Below are 16,589 nucleotides of genomic sequence, written 5' to 3'. Positions count from 1 at the left end.
GGCGCCTCCCCCTCGAGGGGGCGATACCAGCGGCCCGGCAAAGCCGGTTCCGCGGTATCTCTTGCTCTCCTCCTGGCTGGGCTGACTCGCACTTCGCGCCGCTTCGCACTCGGCCTCGTCTCTTCCGCCATGTTGATCGCCGGGTGCGCAGCGCCCCCCGCTGCCACGCCACGCAATGTCGACCTGCAGGCGCACCGCGGCGGCCGCGCGCTGGCGCCCGAGAACACGCTGAGCGCGTTTTCCCACGCGATCGAGATCGGTGTCACGACGCTCGAACTCGACATCGGCCTGAGCGCCGACAACATGGTGGTCATCTCGCACGACACGGTGCTGAACCCCGACCATACGCGCGATGCCCGCGGCGACTTTCTCAAGGCCAAGGGACCGTCCATCCGCTCGATGACGCTGGCGCAGTTGCAGACCTACGACGTCGGCCGGATCGATCCCGCGAGCAGCTACGGCAAGCCCTTCCCCAAGCAACTCTGGGCCGATGGCGAACGCATTCCGACACTCGCCGCGCTGTTCGCGCGCGTCAATCAACTGGGCGCGACCGCGGTCCGCTTCAACATCGAGACCAAGCTGGACCCGGGCCGCCCGGAAGAAACCGCATCCCCCGAACAGATGGTCCGCGCCCTGCTGGCCGAGATCGACAAGGCCGGCATGGCGCAGCGCGTGACGGTCCAGAGCTTCGACTGGCGCTCTCTGGCCCTCGTCGGCCGCGACGCGCCGGGGCTGCCGCGCGCCTATCTGACGAGCGCCCGGACGCTCAAGGACAGCCGCTGGACCGCGGGCTTGAGGATCGAGGATTTCGGTTCGGCGCCGAAGCTCGTGAAGGCCGCGGCCGGCGACGGCGGCGGTCCGGTGATCTGGTCGCCGGCCTACGGCGAGCTCACGCCGGCGCTGGTGCAGGAAGCCCATGCGCTCGGCCTGGCCGTGCTGCCCTGGACCGTGAACCAGCGCGCCGACATGACGCGCCTGCTGGACTGGGGCGTGGACGGGATCATCACGGACGACCCGGCGATCCTGCGCGACCTGCTCGGCGAGCGCGGGGTCCCGCTGCCGGCCAAACCGGGGCGTTGAGTTTCAGACGTGGCGCGCGGCGCGTGCCCGCTGGGGGGGTGCCGCGGGCTGGTGATCGGCGCGCGCATGCAGCGTCTCGATGATGTGGCACATCGCGTCGGTGCCGTCGCAGCAGTCGCGCAGCGCGATCAGATCCTTCTCGAGCGAGCGCAGTTCGCGCAGCCGTTCGCGCACGTGGCCCAGGTGGGCGTCGAGCGCGACGCAGGCCGCATCGCAATCGGCCTTGCTGCGCAGGTCGAGCCCCAGCAGCGTGCGCACCTCGTCGAGCGACATGTCCATCGCGCGGCAAAGGCGAATGAAGCGCAGGCGGTGCACGTCGCCGTCGCTGTAGAAGCGGTAGCTGTTGTCGCCCCGGCCCGGCGGGGCGATCAGCCCTTCCTTCTCGTAGTAGCGGATGTTGGCCGCGGTCACGCCGCTGCGCGCCGCCGCATCGCCGATGCGGTAAGCCGGCGTTCCGGAGAAATTCGCAGTCGTCATCGGATGACCTTCAAGTGACTTCAGGGTTTGAATCATCGCAGCGGCGCCCGGGTTCGGCAAGCCGCGCGGCGCGCCCGATAATCGCAGCCGATGTCTGATCAATCTTCACTCGCGGCGCCCAGCGCCATCACCGACGTCGCCGGCATCGAGGTCGGCCACTATTCCGACCCCCGCCGGCCCACCGGCTGCACCGTCATCCTCGCGCGCGACGGCGCGGTCGCGGGCGTGGACGTGCGGGGTGCGGCGCCCGGCACCCGCGAGACCGACCTGCTTGCGCCGGGCAACCTGGTCCAGCAGGTCCACGGCGTGATGCTCGCGGGCGGCAGCGGCTGGGGGCTGGCCGCCGCCGACGGCGCCATGCGCTGGCTGGAAGAGCGGGGCATCGGCCTCGACGTGCGCTTCGGCACCCTGCCGATCATTCCGGCCGCCGTGCTGTTCGATCTGCCGGTCGGCGATGCGCGCATCCGGCCCGACGCCGACGCCGGCTATGCCGCCTGCGAGGCGGCATCGCGGGCGGCGCCGGCCGAAGGCAACGTGGGCGCCGGCAGCGGCGCGCTGGTCGGCAAGCTGTTCGGCGTCGATCGGGCGATGAAAGGCGGCATCGGCACCGCGTCGGTCACCGTCAAGGGCGTCACGGTCGGCGCGTTGATCGCCTGCAACGCGCTCGGCGACGTGATCGACCCGGACACCGCGCAGGTCGTCGCTGGCGCGCGCACCGAGGACGGCAGCGCACTGCTCGACACCCGCCGCGCCCTGCTGCGAGGCGAACTGCCGAAGCCGCTGCTGGCCGGCACCAACACCACGCTGGGCGTGGTCGCGACCGACGCGGTGCTGACCAAGGTGCAGGCCAACCGGCTCGCCACCGTCGCCCATGACGGCCTGGCGCGCGCGATCAATCCGGTCCACACGATGAGCGACGGCGATACGCTGTTTGCGCTGGCCACCGGCCGCGTGCCGCTCGAGGGCGATGACGCCCCGGGGATGACGGTGCTCAGCACGATGGCGGCCGAAGTCGTGGCACTGGCGACCGTGCGCGCGGTGCGGGCCGCGCGCTCGCTGCGCATCGGCGAGAGCTATTTCCCGGCGGCCGCGGACCTGCCCTGAGCGCACCCGGCGGAAGACAGGGTCCGAAGCGCCGCGGCCTGCACCGACACGACGCCGATCAGCAGCAGCGCGCCCAGCCCCGAGTACAGCAGCAGCTTCACCGGCGAGATGAGCGTGAACAGGTCGCGCCCGGCGATCAGCAGCAGCGCGGCGATCGCGAGCAGGGCCAGCAGCAGCTTGGCCGTGGACAGCAGGTGGGTCTTGAGGTTCTTCATGGTCCGGCGAGCGCGAGAGCTTCGGTCCATGCATTGGGCACGCGTCCAGCCGGTGCATCAATAACCCGGCGGATGGATTGACGCGTCTCCGAAGCCTTGCTAAGCAAGTGGCCCACGCGCGTTTTTCACGCGCTTTGTAACCATCCCGCCCCGGAAAGCAAAGAAAATGCCGCTGCCGCGCCCGCGGCGTTCACGAGCCCCGTTTCCAACCTGCCGCCGCATGCCCCAAGCCATCCGCCTGTTCCTGCTGTCGATCCGCGACCTGATCGCCTCCGCCGGGCCCGTCATCTTCCTCGTCATCGCCCTGCTGGCCGCCGCCTACTGGTGGCTGCAGCCGCAGCCGCCCCAGCGCGTGGTGCTCGCCACCGGGCCTGCGGGCAGCGCCTACGCCGGATTCGGCCAGCGCTATGCGGAGGCGCTCAAGGCCAATGGCATCGAGGTCGAGCTCAAGCCCACCGACGGCTCGCTCGACAACCTGGAACTGCTGCGCAGCGACGGGGCCGACGTCGCCTTCGTGCGCGGCGGCAGCGCCGACCCGGTGAAGGACGAGCAAGGCGGACTGACCTCGCTCGGCAGCCTGTTCTTCGAGCCGCTGTGGTTCTTCTACCGCACCGATGCGGCGAAGCGCATCGACCGCAAGACCGGCACCCTGACCTCGCTGACGCAGTTCAAGGACCTGCGCATCAACGTCGACAAGCCCGGCAGCGGCGTGCCCGACATCATGGACCGGATGTTCCGCGCCAACCACATGGACCCGGCCACGCTGGACCTGTCGAACCTCGAGCAGTCCCCCGCCACCGAGGCGCTGCAGGCCGGCCTGCTCGACGTCGTCGTGCTGGCCTCGGCCCCGCAGTCGCCGCTGGTCCAGAAGCTGCTGCGCGCGCCCGACATCCAGCTGATGGACTTCGCCCAGAGCGACGCCTACTCGCGGCGCTTCGCCTTCCTGCAGCCCGTGACCCTGCCGCGCGGCGTGGTCGACCTGGCCGCCGACCTGCCTTCGCACGACGTCTCGCTGCTCGCCGCCACCACCTCGCTGCTGTCGCGCGAGGAAACCCATCCGGCGCTGCGCCAGCTGTTCGCGCAGACCGCCCAGACCCTGCACGGCGGCGCCGGCTGGTTCAACCGGGCGCGCGACTTCCCCAACACGCGCACCAGCGAACTGCCGGTGAGCCCCGAGGGCGACCGCGCGATCAACGGCACGCCGCCGTTCTGGCAGCGCTACCTGCCCTTCTGGGCCAGCAACCTGGTGGAGCGCATGTGGCTGGTGCTGGGCGGCTTGCTGGTGCTGATGCTGCCGCTGTCGCGCGTGGTGCCGCCGCTCTACCAGTTCCGGGTGCGGCGCCGCGTGTTCCGCTGGTACGCGCGGCTGCGCGAGGTCGAGCACAAGCTCGACGCCCGCACGGGCGACGCCGACGCGCTGCTCAAGGAACTGGCCGAGCTCGACCGCGTGGTCAACAAGGTCGCGGTGCCGCTCTCGTATGCCGACGAGCTCTATGCGCTGCGCAACAACATCCACACGGTCCGCAAGCGGGTGCTGGCGAGCGCGCCGGGCGACGCCCAACGAGGACGGCCTTTCGCTTCGGAAGCTGCCTGACCCTCGGGCGATGTCCCGAGGGCCGGCAACTCACCCACTCACCACTTGTCGTCGACGGCGGGCGCTTTCGCCGCGGCAGGCGCAGTCGCGGCCCGCGGCGCGGCCTGCTTCGGCTTGACCGTCGGCGCATCAGTTTGAGCCGAGCTGCCCGTCGCCGCGGCAACGCGCGCCGACACCACCCCGCGCAGTTGAAGCGCACCGGGCTGCAGGCCATCGAGATTCATCTGCACGCGCTCGAGACGGCCCTGCGCCATGCTGGGCGTCACGCGGTCGATCACGACTTCGCAGCAGTCGGACTCGACCCGACCGAGCGACTGGTTGGTCTGCGGGTCGAACATCTCCTTGCCCATGTGGACCAGCCGGTAACGCGCGCCTTCGCGAACGGCCTGGCCGCCCTGGCTCAGCACCACGGCATCGCCCTCGCGCGAAATCACGGTCACCGGGAAGGTGCGCGAGACGATGCCCGAGACGATGCGGCTGGCGATGTCGTTCTGCATGCCCTCGCTCACCTGGGCGCCGTCGACACTGGTGCCCAGCGTCGTGGCGGCCACGTTCGGCGCCTCGCCGCGCAGCGACTCGGACAGCATCACCTGGCGCGTCGCCACGTTCACCAGCTTCTGCGAGACGGCCCAGCCACCCGAGTAGCTCACCAGCTCACGGTCGCTGGTCTGCAGCTTGCGCGCGTGGCGGTTGTAGGCAAAGGAACTGATCTTGCCGACCCACACCACGTCGGCGCTCATCGCCTGGCCCAGCTTGCCGAACTCGGCGCGCGGCGCCTGACCCGACGAGATCAGGTCGAGCTCCTGTGCCACCTCGCCGCCCAGGTCGCGGTCGAGCACCGTGAACCGGCCGGTGTTGGTCAGTGCCGCGAGGATCTGCTGACGCAGGTCCTCGGCCACCTTGTCGGCCGGCACGCTGCGTCCGCCGACCGCGAACGCGTCGGTGTCGAAGCGCAGCGGCGCGATCACGATCTTCAGCTTCTTGCTGTCGGCCGCCGCCGGCGTGAACTTGGCCACCTCGGCGTCGATATCGGCCTTGTAGAAGCCGCGGCTGTCCGGCCCGTCGAGCTGCTTGACCTTGAATCCCGTGATGGCGCCGCCGGCGCTCTGCACGATGTGCTCGGCGAACGCGTTGGCGCGCAGCGCCTCCGCATCCTTGCCGTGCGCCAGCGACAGCGTGACCTTGAACTGCTCGGAACTCAGGTCCACGGTCTGGCCGTTGGCCTGCTTGAGCGCCATGCGGATGGCTTCATCGACGGCTTCGGCCGCCGACGCGCCGGCGCCCTTGGCGTTGACCGTCACGGTGCCGACCTTGCCCACGTCGGGCATCGGCGCCACCGGCGCTGCCGGAGCGGCCGGCGGTGTGGCGGCCACGGGGGCTTCGGGCGGCTTGGCCTTGTCGCAGGCCGCGACCGAAAGAGCCACCAGCGCGGCCAGTGCGAGTCGGTTGAGCTTCATGGGATCAGAACGAGCCCAGCGCCTTGGTGGCGTCGGTCGGCACCGGGATGTCGTGGCTCTTCGCGTAGGCCGTCGAGACGCTCAGCGTGTCGTAGACGTTCTTGGCATTGCCCGGGAAGTTCGTCACCACGTAGGCGCCCGAGCTCAGCTTGGTCATGGCCAGCATCGGCGATGCCTTGAGCGTGCTGGCGAAATTCGTGATGTGCGGGCGCAGGCCGATGTACTTGATTACGCCGGTGCCCAGGGACGCCATGCCCGAGGCGTAGAGCGACTGCGACTCGGCATCCATCTTGAGGTTGCCGTCCTTCAGGCGCTCGCTGATTTCCTTGGACGAATCGCTCTGGATCTTGTCGGCATCCGACAGGTTGCCCTTGGTCGCGCCGTCGCCGAGCGCATCCGCCGTCGACTTGAGCTTGGCCGCCGATTCCTTCAGGCCGACGGCTTCGGCCATCTTCGACTGGGCCACCAGCACCTCCTTGTTGGCGGCGACATAGGCGCGCACCAATTGATCCTGCTGGGCGCCTTCGTTGCCCGCGGGCGCCGACGACGAACCGCCGCCGGTCAGGCCACCGATCGATGGCATGGACAACTGGGCGAAGGCCGAGGACGAGACGAGGACGCAGGCAAGAGCGATGGCGTTGAATTTCATGACGTTCGAGAAAGAAAAGGGAAGAAAGAAGAAAGACCGGCGCATCAGCGCAGGCCGATGTTGGTGACCTGGCTCACGAGTTCGCGCGCGGCGCTGTCGGCGGCCTTCTTGAGGGCGTTGCCGCGCGCTTCGGCTTCGGTCGGGCCGACGCCGGCGTACTGCACCGGGCCGACCGTCGACAGGTTTTCGGGGATGCCGCTGCTGAGATCGAGGATCTTGCCGGTGACGGTCACGGCCACGCGCTTCAGGCCGCTGGCGGGATCGGTGTCGGCGAGACCGACGTCGAGCGTGCCGAATGCGAGGTACGGCACCTGGGCCGCTTGCAGCCCGCGCACGACATCGCGCAGCGTGGCCGGGTCGAGGTCGTTGCCGCTCTTGTAGTCGTTCTCGACGTTCTTGATCTTCAGCAGGCCGTTGGTGTACGGCTCGACGAAGGCGGCTTCGAGCACCTTGAAGCCCGCCGAGGCGAAGACACCGGTGAACACCGAGTTGAGGTTGGCGCTCGGGAAGATGCGCCAGGTGGATTCGCTGGACTTGCGCGTCGTGCTGCCGCCGGTCTCGATCGTGTCGGTGCGCTTGGCCTCGATCGAGGTCGAACGCTTGACCGATGCATTGGTGCCGATCCGGCCATTGCCGATCGACTCGCCCTCGACCCCGCTGCGATCGTCGGAGCCCTTCGCGTCGATCTTCACGCCGCGATCGACGCGCTGGTAGACGCGGTCGTCGAAGCTCTTCTCCGAGTCGACCTGGCGCGAGACGAACAGGAAGGTCAGCTTCGACTTGTCGCCCTTCGCCACGGCCTGCGTCGCCGAGCCGGCCTTCACCGCGTTGCGCAGTTGCGCCACGTTGATCGAGGTGCGCACGGTGACGGTGTAGACGTGCTTGTCGGTCTGGTCCTGTTCGTCCAGCACCGTCGTCTCGAGAATGAACTTGTCGAGATTGGCGGCCACGCGATCGCGGATCGCATCGAAGTTGGCCGACTCCGCCTGCCCCGCCTCGGCGTAGTAGAACTCGACCGCCTTGACCTGCGCTTCGCGCAAGGCCTTCTGCTTGTCGTCGGCCGAGGCCTTGCTGCCGAACACCGAGCCCTGGTAGGTCACGGAAGCCTTGCCGCGCGCGTTGGCGACCTGCGCCTGCGCGGTGAAGGCCGCCGCGGCCATGAGCAGCATCAGGAAGACGTTGCGGATTACTTGCATAGATTGAGTACCTCTTTGGTGGCCGTGATTTGCTTGTCGATGTCCTTGTTCGCCGCGGCATCCTTGAGCCAGGCGTCGCCGGGGCCGGCGAGGACGTTCGAGAGTTTGGTGAACAGGCCGCGCAGGCTGTCGCTGTAGGCCGGGAAATCGTCCACGGTCTGCTGCGAGGACGGAACCGTCTTGACCTCGCCGTTCTTGAATTCGGATTCGAGGTACACGCGGCCGGAGAGCGGCTGGTGGATCTTCAGCTGCACCTTCGAGGCATAGATGTAGCTCGTGCCGGCGGCGACCTTGGCGTGTTCGAAGCGACCGAAGCGCGACACGTCGACCACGATCGCGTAGTCGGGCTCCGGCAGCTTGAGTTCGTACACGGAACCGTCCGCGATGCGCATCGACATCACCTGGCCGATCGCATGGCCCTTCGCATAGGGAAGGATCGGCACACCGGTGCGGCTCGAGATGGCTTCGCTCAGCATGTCCGCGACCCAGGTCTCGGCCACGCCGGGCTGGGCGGCGAGCGCGGCAGGCAGCGCCTTGCGCGCCTCGTCGCTCACCGTGGCCTGGGAGACCTGCAGGAAGCGCGGCACCTGGCTCGGCAGCGAAGCGCGGCCCAGCGCATCGGCGAAGCGCGCGACGATGCCGGGCGTCGTGCCCGCACCAAGATAGAGCGTGCGGACGCGGCTGGCGAGCTCGTCCTCGGTCGGCGCGTGGTCCAGCAGGTCCACATAGGCCACGCTGAAGGGATAGGCACGCAGCACGGTCATCGTCTTGAAGTCGAAGAACATCGCCTGCGCGCGCAGCTGGATGAAAAGCTTGGAGTAGCCACCGAACTGCTCGGTCGAGACCGTCTCGCCGCTCATCACGAGCGCCACCGTGATCGACTGGTCGCGCCCCTTGAGCTCGGCCAGATTGACGGTGTCGAGCTCGAAGGCCCGGGGCGGCTGCGTCGCCACCGCCTGGCGGATCAGGTCATTGACACCCGTCCCCCCGAGCGAGGCCGCGAAGCGCTGCGAATACGGAAAGCGGCTCGGGATGCTCTGCGCGTCGCCCGAGTACGCGAAGCCCGCGAGGGACACCGTGACTGCGAATGCCGGACCGCCGAACCCCAGAATCCCCAAAAAAACCAAGACCAGGCCGCGGCAACGCCGCGCCATTTCCATCCCCATCCCCATACCCATGCCGATATCCCGCTCGCACTAAAAAAGTGCGCGGATTTTACGTCATCAACTGTTACACGTAAAAACAACAACTTTCGACTGAAGATACGTTCACTGGCGCTGCAGCCGCAGCAGCTTGCCGTTGCTGCTGTCGGTCAGCAGGTAGAGCCAGCCGTCGGGCCCCTGCCGCACATCGCGGATGCGTTCGCCACGGTCGGCCAGCAGCCGTTCGCGGGCGATCACGGCATTGCCGTCCAGCGTCAGCCGCCACAGCGCGGTGCCGGCCAGCGCGCCGACGAAGAGATTGCCCTTCCAGTCGGGCAGCGCGTCGCCGGTGTAGAAAGCCAGGCCGCTCGGCGCGATCGACGACTTCGGCGTGCCCGGGGTCCAGGCCGAGCCGTCGCTCTTTTCCCAGTAGGTGAGCGGCTGCTCGAGCCCGGCCTGCGCCGTGCCGACGCCGACCTGCGTGAGGGTGCCGTATTCCTGGCCGTAGCTGATCAGGGGCCAGCCGCAGTTTCGGCCGGCCAGGGTCAGGTTGAGTTCGTCGCCGCCTTGGGGGCCGTGCTCGCTGGTCCAGAGCTCGCCGGTCACGGGATGCAGTGCCGCCCCTTGCGGGTTGCGGTGGCCATAGCTCCAGATGTGGGGCTGCGCGCCGGGGGTCGCGGCGAAAGGATTGCCCGGTGCAGCCGCGCCCTCGGTGGTGATGCGCACCACCTTGCCGTTGCCGCGCGAGAGGTCTTGCGCGAAGCCGCGCTGGGTGTCGAGCAGGCGGTCGCCCAACGACACGAACAGATAGCCGTTGCGATCGAACACCAGCCGGGACCCGAAATGCGCCGTGCTGTCGACCTTGGGCGACTGCCGGTAGATGACGGTCAGGTTGACGAGGCTGCGGCTGGCCGCATCGAGTTCGGCCCGTGCGACCGCAGTGCCGTTGAGACCGGGATTCGATCCGTCGCGCTCGGAGAAGCTGAAATAGATGCGGCGATTGCTCGCAAAGTCCGGGTCCACCGCAATGTCGAGCAAGCCGCCCTGCCCCACCGCGGCGACCGGCGGCACGCCGGCGACCTGGTCGGCTCCGCCGTTGACCGGCGAACCGTCGGCATTGCGCAGCCGCAGCTGGCCGCCGCGCTGGGTGATCAGCATCCGGCCATCGGGCAGGAAGGCCAGGCCCCACGGGATGTCGAGGCCGGTCGCCAGCTCGGTGACCTTGACCGACATCGTCGACGCCGCGGGCGGTGCAGGTGCGGGTGCGGGTGGAGCAGGCGGCGTGGCGACGCTGCCGGCCGGCGGGGCCGGGGTCGGCGTCGCGATGGCGCTAACACCGAAGGCGGCGACCGAGACGCTGGCGCCCCCACCGCCGCCCCCGCAACCGGCCAGGGCGGCCAGGGCCGTCGCAAGAAAGTACCGAGTCGCTGCTGCCATTGCACGCTCCTTCGGACGGGCGCCGCGACGCGCCCGGGTCTTTTTGCCTGACTACTTTAGCGCCTTGAAGCGCATCCGATGCGGCTTGGCGCCTTCTTCGCCCAGGCGCTTCTTCTTGTCGGCTTCGTACTCCTGGTAGTTGCCGTTGAAGAAGGTCCACTGGCTGTCGCCTTCGGCCGCCAGGATGTGGGTCGCGATCCGGTCGAGGAACCAGCGGTCGTGGCTGATCACCAGCACCGAGCCGGCGAACTCGAGCAGCGCGTCTTCCAGCGCCCGCAGGGTTTCGACGTCGAGGTCGTTCGACGGTTCGTCGAGCATCAGCACGTTGCCGCCCGCGATCAGGGTCTTGGCCAGGTGCAGCCGCCCGCGCTCACCGCCCGACAGCGTGCCGACCTTCTTCTGCTGGTCCGCGCCGTTGAAGTTGAAGCGCCCGGCGTAGGCCCGGCTGGCCATCTGGAACTTGCCGACATTGATGATGTCGAGGCCGTTCGAGATGTCTTCCCAGACCGTCTTCTCGTTGGCCAGCGCATCACGGTTCTGGTCGACGAAGGCCATCTTGACCGTCTGGCCGACCACCACCTCGCCGCTGTCGGGCTGCTCCTTGCCGGCGATCAGCTTGAACAGCGTCGACTTGCCGGCGCCGTTCGGGCCGATGATGCCGACGATCGCGCCCGCGGGCACCTCGAAGCTCAGGTTGTCGATCAGCAGGCGGTCGCCGAAGGACTTGCTGACGTTCTTGAACTCGAACACCTGGTTGCCCAGGCGCTCCGCGACCGGGATGAAGATCTCCAGCGTCTCGTTGCGGCGCTGGTATTCGAAATCGCTCAGTTCCTCGAAGCGGGCCAGGCGCGACTTGCTCTTGGCCTGGCGCGCCTTGGGGTTCTGGCGCGACCATTCGAGTTCCTTCTTCAGGGCCTTGGCATGGGCTTCCTCGCCCTTTTGCTCCTGCGCCAGGCGCTCGCCCTTCTGCTCGAGCCAGGTGCTGTAGTTGCCCTTCCATGGGATGCCGCGGCCGCGGTCCAGCTCCAGGATCCACTCGGCGGCGTTGTCGAGGAAGTAGCGGTCGTGGGTGATCGCCACCACGGTGCCCGGGAAGCGCTGCAGGAAGACTTCGAGCCACTCGACCGATTCGGCGTCCAGGTGGTTGGTCGGTTCGTCGAGCAGCAGCATGTCGGGCTTGCTCAGCAGCAGGCGGCACAGCGCGACGCGGCGCTTCTCGCCGCCCGACAGCACGCCGATGTTGGCGTCCCACGGCGGCAGGCGCAGCGCGTCGGCTGCGATCTCGAGCTGGTGCTCGGAGTCGGTGCCGGCGGTCGCGATGATGGCTTCGAGTTCGGCCTGCTCTGCGGCGAGCGCGTCGAAATCGGCATCCTCGGCACCGTAGGCCACATACACCTCTTCGAGCCGCGCCTTGGCCTTGTAGACCGCGCCCATCGCTTCCTCGACCGACTCGCGCACCGTGTGCTCGGGATTGAGCTTGGGTTCCTGCTCGAGGTAGCCGATCGTGAGACCGGGCATCGGCAGCGCCTCGCCATCGATCTCCTTGTCGATGCCGGCCATGATCTTGAGCAGCGACGACTTGCCAGAGCCGTTCAGGCCCAGCACGCCGATCTTGGCGCCGGGGAAGAACGACAGCGAAATGTCCTTCAAGATCTGCCGCTTGGGCGGCACGGTCTTGCTGACCTTGTTCATGGTGTAGACGTACTGGGCCATGTCTATTTCTACTCGGTGATGGGCTGCTGGAAAGATGGGAAAACCGGCCTCGACCCGGCGCGCAAGTCCGGTTCGGCAATCGGGAGGGGTCGCCTCGCCCGTGCGCTGGATCGAAGGGAGTTTCGGCGTGACAGGCGCTTGCTGCTGCTGCGCGCTGGCGCGAAATGCCTGCCGAGTCTAACTCAGGCCCTCATTTGGGGCTGGCAACGGCGGCTTCAACAATGCCGCCAGCATTTTCATCGGCTCGGCAGCCGACGCTTCTCGCGCGGCACCAGAAACATCGGCTGCCGCCCTGAAACTCGTCCTGCAGACACGGGATGCGGGGCTCCCTAGAGTGGGGATCTCCAACCTGCCCGCCCGCCATGCCGTCGTCGAAACCACGCGCAGCATTCGCGCTTTTCCTGGCGCTTGCCTCTGCAGGCCACGCTGCACCCTACCCGGCGGCGCCCGCGGACATCCAGCAACTGGAGCGCAGCGAGCACTTTCTGCGGGGACTCGTCGGATTCGCGGGGCAGCTTTCTGCATCCGACCTTCTTTTCGAAAGACTGTTGCAGGCGTCCGACGCCGAGTCGGTCTTCTTGCAGGTGGCAGGCTCGACGCGGGCGACCGCAGCCGCCAAGGCCTACGCCGCCTGCGGCCTGAGCCGCCTGGGCGGCCGGCATCTCGCGGGGATCGTCCAAGCGCTTGGGCGCGATCGAAGCGTCGTGTCGACGATGCACGGCGATCAGATGTCCGCCAGGCCTCTGTCGCTGGTCGTGCAGCAGATCTCGGAGGCCGGTTGCTGAATGCACCAGCCGCCGCTCGAACCGCATCACAGCCAGGCAGCGCCAACCAGCGCCGACCCAGCCAGCTCTCTGACTTCACTCAGGTTGGACCCATGAAGACTTCTTCCTCGTTCATGCTCGCTTTATCGACGCCGCCCGCCGGCGCCGTGCGCGACGCGCATCACCCCGCTGAGCCGCGCACGCAGCGCCGTGTCCCGTCGCGATCCGAATTGAAGTAGACCGACACCTCCTTCTGGTCATATCAACAAGGCAAGGGTTTGACGCATCGCGGTGCGCGGCTCGGTTTTGTCGACCCACGTCCTGAGGGCGGCGACCCATCGTCGTGCTCGAAAACTTTCAGAAATTTCCCAGCAAAGTTCTCCGAGCTTCTACCGACACTTCAGATCGATCCTGCAGGCGCAGTACGCGAACCTCTCTAGAGTGAGTTCCGCAACTCAAACCTCCCAAAGCATGGAAGGGAAACATGAGGTCAGGACATTTTTCGCAGCGCTTGCGGCGACCGTATTCGGAGCCGCAACATCCGTTTGCTCACCCCAGCAGGCTGCTGAGCGCCCGCCAACCGCTGACGCACCTTCGAAATTTAGCGGTGAGGCGATGAGCCTGTTCCGTACCGAAGCGCTGAAGGCGGGGGCCGGGGCCCTGCACGGCCCCATTGTGCTGGCGCGGTCGTGGCCAAGCTGGGCGTTCGCTCTGACGGGCGCGCTGATCGCACTGGTCATTTGCGGCTATCTCGTGATCGGCAGCTATACCAAGCGAGCCACGGCTGCGGGGCTCCTGGTGCCCACGCAAGGTGCCATACGCATCCTTGCCACGACACCCGGCGTGGTGACCCGAAGACACGTCGAAGAGGGCCAGCACGTGCGCCGCGGTGAGGTGCTGTTCGTACTCGCCGACGAGCGACGAGCCGCCGACATGCCAGGGCACGCACGGCTTTCAGATGTACAGGCCGAATCGCTGGCGCAGCGCCACGCAAGCTTGCTGCGCGCCGTGGAGTCAGCAAAGCTCCTGCGCGAGCAGACGAAGCAAGGCCTGCGCGGAAGGCTGGAAGCATTGCTGGAGCAACGCCGACGCAGCCAGCAGGAGATCGACCTGCACGCGCGTCGCATCGTGGTGGCGGAAAGGATGCTCGAGCGCCATCGGGTTCTGGAACGCGAACGCTTCATCTCACAAGTCGCGCTGCAGGACAAAGAGGACCAGCTCGAAATGCTGCGCGCGCAGCTGATCTCGGCGCAGCGTCTACAGGCCGAATTGACAAACAACGTCGTCTCGGTGCAAAGCGAACTGAGCCAGACCTCCACGCGCACCGATAACCAGATCGGCGAACTGGAACGCGTCCTCGCCGCCCTGGATCAGGAATCGGCCGAAGCACAGACGCGTGATCGGCTCGCCGTCACCGCGCCCCTCGACGGCATCGTCACCGCCATCACGGCGCAGGTCGGGCAACCCGCGGGCAGCCAAGCGCTCGCCACGCTGCTGCCCGAAGGCGCGGAACTGGTTGCCCAGCTCTTCGCCCCTTCGCGCGCGGTGGGGTTCGTCGAGCCAGGTCAGCCGGTGCGCATTCGCTACCAAGCCTATCCCTATCAAAAGTTCGGCCAGTACACCGGGACGGTCACCGAAGTCTCGCGCAGTCCGCTGCAACCCAGCGACTTCACCGCCATGCCTCCGCTCGCGCTGCCCCATCAGGAGGGCGTGTATCGGGTGACGGTGCGGCTCGATTCGCAAAGCGTCATCGCATACGGCAAGTCGGTGCCGCTGATGCCGGGCATGGCGCTTGAAGCGGATATCGAGCAGGAACGCAGGCGCTTGATTGAGTGGGTGCTGGAGCCGCTGATGAGAATGCAGAAGTACGTCTACTAGAGGGAAAGGCAATGCAGAAACACCTCATCGCGCTCCTTGTCTTGCTGGCCGGATCGTCGGAATTTTTCGAGCAGATTCCAGGATCGGCTAGGCCAACCTCTTTCAACCAGGGAGTTTCACAAAATGATGGATCTTGGCGTATCGAGCGAGCAGTTTCTCAAGGATTACTACGAGAGAAAATTCCTCTTCCGGAAGGGCGCATTGACCTGCACGCCCGTGACCTGGAAGGACATCAACACCGCCCTGTTCGCGTGGGATCCCCACGACGGATCGCTTCTGCTCTTCAAGGACGGAATCGTTCCCGCTGAGCGCTACACAGAGACATTCATGGATCTCACGACGCAACGTTCGAAGATCGTCAAGGATATCTTCTACGCGTTGCTGCGCGATGGCGCGACCCTGGTGCTGAACCGCTTGGAAGCGAAGTCGGAAGCCGTTCACGACCTCACCATGGAAATCGCCCGATTCGTTGGCGAAAGAGCAGTCGCCAATGGCTATGTCGCATTCGGCGGCAAGGGCACCTTCGCCAAACATTGGGATACCCATGACGTTTTCGCGGTGCAGCTTATCGGCCGCAAGCACTGGCGTGTCTTCGCTCCCACATTTCCTCTTCCATTGCCTCATCAGAAGAGCAAGGAGCACCTGCACGAATGTACTCGGGAGCCTCTGTTCGACGGATATCTGGAAGCCGGCGACGTTCTCTACATTCCCCGCGGCTGGTGGCACGAGGCGATTCCGCTGGAGGGCGCAGAGACATTCCACATTGCCGTCGGCGTGCACCCGATGCGGTTCACAGACTACATCGCATGGTCCTGCTTCAAGACGCTGCCTTCCGCCATTGACTTGCGCAGATCACTCAAGGCCGAGATCAACGACGTGGCCAGCCTTGAGCGGGCCGCAAAGGCGGCGCAGGAACTCTTGCAAACGGAGTCGTTCCTCGATGCCTTCAAGCAGGAAGTCATCGCCGGCGAGCGGGTGGTTTCAAGGTTTTGCATCGAAACGTTTGGCCGACCGAGACCGACCACGTCGCGAAATGAGTTCAGATTGAACTCAGCTTACAGGACGACACGACTATCCGCAAAAGTCAGCGTCAACGGCCACGCAATCTCGGTGGACGAAGCGAGCCGCAAACACATGACCGCCCTTTTTTCGCAGGCAACTATATCCACCGCTGAATCGTCGCCGTGCCCGACACATTGCAACAAGGCACAAACACTAATGGAGGAACTCGTGGCACGAGACGTCGCTTCTCTGATTCCCAGTTTTTTGCCTCCGGCTCATCCAAAGTGATCTGAGATCGAAATTCATCCACAACTCCATCTCCCGAGTCATCCATCCAAACAAAAAGGGAGGAATTATAGAATAAATTCATTTACCCAGAATCAATCATTCAGTTCATCAAATTCATCAAGGGAAAATAAAATGAGAGAATTAACGATATCGGATATGGAATTGGTCAGCGGAGCAGCGAATTGGGGTCAAGTCGGGACGGGCATTGCCAGCGTAGGTTTGGCAGTGGCGATCGCCGCGACCCCTGTTGGGTGGGTCGGCGCCGCAGGGGCCGGGTTAGCTGCGTACATGGGCGGCCTCATGATTGGCGATGGGCTTGCAAATAACGGCATTTTCGAAAGCGATCAAGGTTAATCAGAGCAACATCTCAAGCATGAGCGAAATCTCAAAAATTCTGATTGCGATTGGCATATTCATCGTTTCGATTGCCATCATACTCAACAAATTGAAGATAGTAACCTCGGAGAATCAAATAGGCAAAATCAATCCAATATTCACTGTCGCCATAATTTTTAGCATTGCATCTGGAATGATTAGCTATTTTTTAAACTAACCATCACAAGCAAGACGTGGTCTTGCTTGTTTCCTTATAT

15 protein-coding genes are annotated in these 16,589 nt (G+C 66.0%); 7 read left to right on the top strand and 8 right to left on the bottom strand.

Going from position 1 to position 16,589, the window contains the following annotated elements:
* Positions 1-129 precede the first annotated feature (129 nt).
* Positions 130-1,080, top strand: coding sequence for a glycerophosphodiester phosphodiesterase (locus AC1DYK_RS08590; protein ID WP_478165883.1), 951 nt, complete (start codon positions 130-132; stop codon positions 1,078-1,080).
* A 3-nt stretch (positions 1,081-1,083) separates the two neighbouring features.
* Here AC1DYK_RS08590 and AC1DYK_RS08585 read toward each other — a convergent pair whose 3' ends face one another.
* The gene (locus AC1DYK_RS08585; protein WP_478165882.1) at positions 1,084-1,557 is read right to left on the bottom strand and encodes a Cd(II)/Pb(II)-responsive transcriptional regulator; all 474 of its coding nucleotides are present in this window, start codon (positions 1,555-1,557) and stop codon (positions 1,084-1,086) included.
* Between the two features lie 90 nt (positions 1,558-1,647).
* Between AC1DYK_RS08585 and AC1DYK_RS08580 the strand changes: the two genes are divergently transcribed.
* Positions 1,648-2,661, top strand: a complete 1,014-nt coding sequence (locus AC1DYK_RS08580) for a P1 family peptidase (protein ID WP_478165881.1) — start codon at positions 1,648-1,650, stop codon at positions 2,659-2,661.
* Here AC1DYK_RS08580 and AC1DYK_RS08575 read toward each other — a convergent pair.
* A complete protein-coding gene (locus tag AC1DYK_RS08575) occupies positions 2,631-2,876 on the bottom strand; it encodes a hypothetical protein (protein WP_478165880.1) in 246 nt (81 codons plus the stop codon). The two genes, AC1DYK_RS08580 and AC1DYK_RS08575, sit on opposite strands and share 31 nt — an antisense overlap.
* Before the next feature lie 220 nt (positions 2,877-3,096).
* On the opposite strand from AC1DYK_RS08575, the gene AC1DYK_RS08570 reads away from it, so the two are divergent.
* Entirely contained in the window at positions 3,097-4,470 is a 1,374-nt protein-coding gene (locus AC1DYK_RS08570) for a TAXI family TRAP transporter solute-binding subunit (RefSeq protein ID WP_478165879.1), read from the top strand.
* Positions 4,471-4,508: 38 nt separating this feature from the next.
* Here AC1DYK_RS08570 and AC1DYK_RS08565 read toward each other — a convergent pair whose 3' ends face one another.
* From AC1DYK_RS08565 to ettA, 6 genes are all read right to left on the bottom strand, one after another.
* Positions 4,509-5,927 carry a CsgG/HfaB family protein gene (locus AC1DYK_RS08565; RefSeq protein ID WP_478165878.1) on the bottom strand — a complete coding sequence of 473 codons (1,419 nt, stop codon included), beginning with the start codon at positions 5,925-5,927 and terminating at the stop codon, positions 4,509-4,511.
* Positions 5,928-5,931: 4 nt separating this feature from the next.
* Complete coding sequence (locus AC1DYK_RS08560) at positions 5,932-6,576, bottom strand: hypothetical protein (RefSeq protein WP_478165877.1); 645 nt, start codon at positions 6,574-6,576, stop codon at positions 5,932-5,934.
* Positions 6,577-6,620: 44 nt separating this feature from the next.
* Complete coding sequence (locus tag AC1DYK_RS08555) at positions 6,621-7,772, bottom strand: hypothetical protein (RefSeq protein ID WP_478165876.1); 1,152 nt, start codon at positions 7,770-7,772, stop codon at positions 6,621-6,623.
* The gene (locus tag AC1DYK_RS08550) at positions 7,763-8,848 is read right to left on the bottom strand and encodes a hypothetical protein (RefSeq protein WP_478165875.1); all 1,086 of its coding nucleotides are present in this window, start codon (positions 8,846-8,848) and stop codon (positions 7,763-7,765) included. Before AC1DYK_RS08550 ends, AC1DYK_RS08555 begins: the two co-directional genes overlap by 10 nt.
* A gap of 192 nt (positions 8,849-9,040) precedes the next feature.
* Entirely contained in the window at positions 9,041-10,351 is a 1,311-nt protein-coding gene (locus AC1DYK_RS08545; RefSeq protein ID WP_478165874.1) for a PQQ-dependent sugar dehydrogenase, read from the bottom strand.
* A 51-nt stretch (positions 10,352-10,402) separates the two neighbouring features.
* Complete coding sequence (ettA, locus tag AC1DYK_RS08540) at positions 10,403-12,064, bottom strand: energy-dependent translational throttle protein EttA (RefSeq protein WP_478158075.1); 1,662 nt, start codon at positions 12,062-12,064, stop codon at positions 10,403-10,405.
* Between the two features lie 362 nt (positions 12,065-12,426).
* Between ettA and AC1DYK_RS08535 the strand changes: the two genes are divergently transcribed.
* The 4 genes from AC1DYK_RS08535 to AC1DYK_RS08520 all read left to right on the top strand — a co-directional run bounded on the left by AC1DYK_RS08535 (position 12,427) and on the right by AC1DYK_RS08520 (position 15,996).
* The gene (locus tag AC1DYK_RS08535; RefSeq protein ID WP_478165873.1) at positions 12,427-12,849 is read left to right on the top strand and encodes a hypothetical protein; all 423 of its coding nucleotides are present in this window, start codon (positions 12,427-12,429) and stop codon (positions 12,847-12,849) included.
* Between the two features lie 92 nt (positions 12,850-12,941).
* Entirely contained in the window at positions 12,942-13,067 is a 126-nt protein-coding gene (locus AC1DYK_RS08530) for a hypothetical protein (protein WP_478165872.1), read from the top strand.
* 376 nt (positions 13,068-13,443) lie between these two features.
* Entirely contained in the window at positions 13,444-14,706 is a 1,263-nt protein-coding gene (locus AC1DYK_RS08525; RefSeq protein ID WP_478165871.1) for an HlyD family secretion protein, read from the top strand.
* A gap of 123 nt (positions 14,707-14,829) precedes the next feature.
* Complete coding sequence (locus tag AC1DYK_RS08520; RefSeq protein WP_478165870.1) at positions 14,830-15,996, top strand: JmjC domain-containing protein; 1,167 nt, start codon at positions 14,830-14,832, stop codon at positions 15,994-15,996.
* The last annotated feature ends 593 nt before the right edge of the window (positions 15,997-16,589 follow it).

The organism is Variovorax sp. P2_H12, from assembly GCF_056403395.1.
The sequence above is the reverse complement of the archived record's forward strand: the minus strand, read 5'-3'. Positions and strand labels throughout refer to the sequence as shown.

Excerpts from the sequence above, each read along its gene's own strand:
- AC1DYK_RS08590 (WP_478165883.1), top strand. The coding sequence starts at position 130 with ATGTTGATCGCCGGGTGCGCAGCGCCCCCCGCTGCCACGCCACGCAAT.
- AC1DYK_RS08585 (WP_478165882.1), bottom strand. The coding sequence starts at position 1,557 with ATGACGACTGCGAATTTCTCCGGAACGCCGGCTTACCGCATCGGCGAT.
- AC1DYK_RS08580 (WP_478165881.1), top strand. The coding sequence starts at position 1,648 with ATGTCTGATCAATCTTCACTCGCGGCGCCCAGCGCCATCACCGACGTC.
- AC1DYK_RS08575 (WP_478165880.1), bottom strand. The coding sequence starts at position 2,876 with ATGAAGAACCTCAAGACCCACCTGCTGTCCACGGCCAAGCTGCTGCTG.
- AC1DYK_RS08570 (WP_478165879.1), top strand. The coding sequence starts at position 3,097 with ATGCCCCAAGCCATCCGCCTGTTCCTGCTGTCGATCCGCGACCTGATC.
- AC1DYK_RS08565 (WP_478165878.1), bottom strand. The coding sequence starts at position 5,927 with ATGAAGCTCAACCGACTCGCACTGGCCGCGCTGGTGGCTCTTTCGGTC.
- AC1DYK_RS08560 (WP_478165877.1), bottom strand. The coding sequence starts at position 6,576 with ATGAAATTCAACGCCATCGCTCTTGCCTGCGTCCTCGTCTCGTCCTCG.
- AC1DYK_RS08555 (WP_478165876.1), bottom strand. The coding sequence starts at position 7,772 with ATGCAAGTAATCCGCAACGTCTTCCTGATGCTGCTCATGGCCGCGGCG.
- AC1DYK_RS08545 (WP_478165874.1), bottom strand. The coding sequence starts at position 10,351 with ATGGCAGCAGCGACTCGGTACTTTCTTGCGACGGCCCTGGCCGCCCTG.
- ettA (WP_478158075.1), bottom strand. The coding sequence starts at position 12,064 with ATGGCCCAGTACGTCTACACCATGAACAAGGTCAGCAAGACCGTGCCG.
- AC1DYK_RS08535 (WP_478165873.1), top strand. The coding sequence starts at position 12,427 with ATGCCGTCGTCGAAACCACGCGCAGCATTCGCGCTTTTCCTGGCGCTT.
- AC1DYK_RS08530 (WP_478165872.1), top strand. The coding sequence starts at position 12,942 with ATGAAGACTTCTTCCTCGTTCATGCTCGCTTTATCGACGCCGCCCGCC.
- AC1DYK_RS08525 (WP_478165871.1), top strand. The coding sequence starts at position 13,444 with ATGAGCCTGTTCCGTACCGAAGCGCTGAAGGCGGGGGCCGGGGCCCTG.
- AC1DYK_RS08520 (WP_478165870.1), top strand. The coding sequence starts at position 14,830 with ATGATGGATCTTGGCGTATCGAGCGAGCAGTTTCTCAAGGATTACTAC.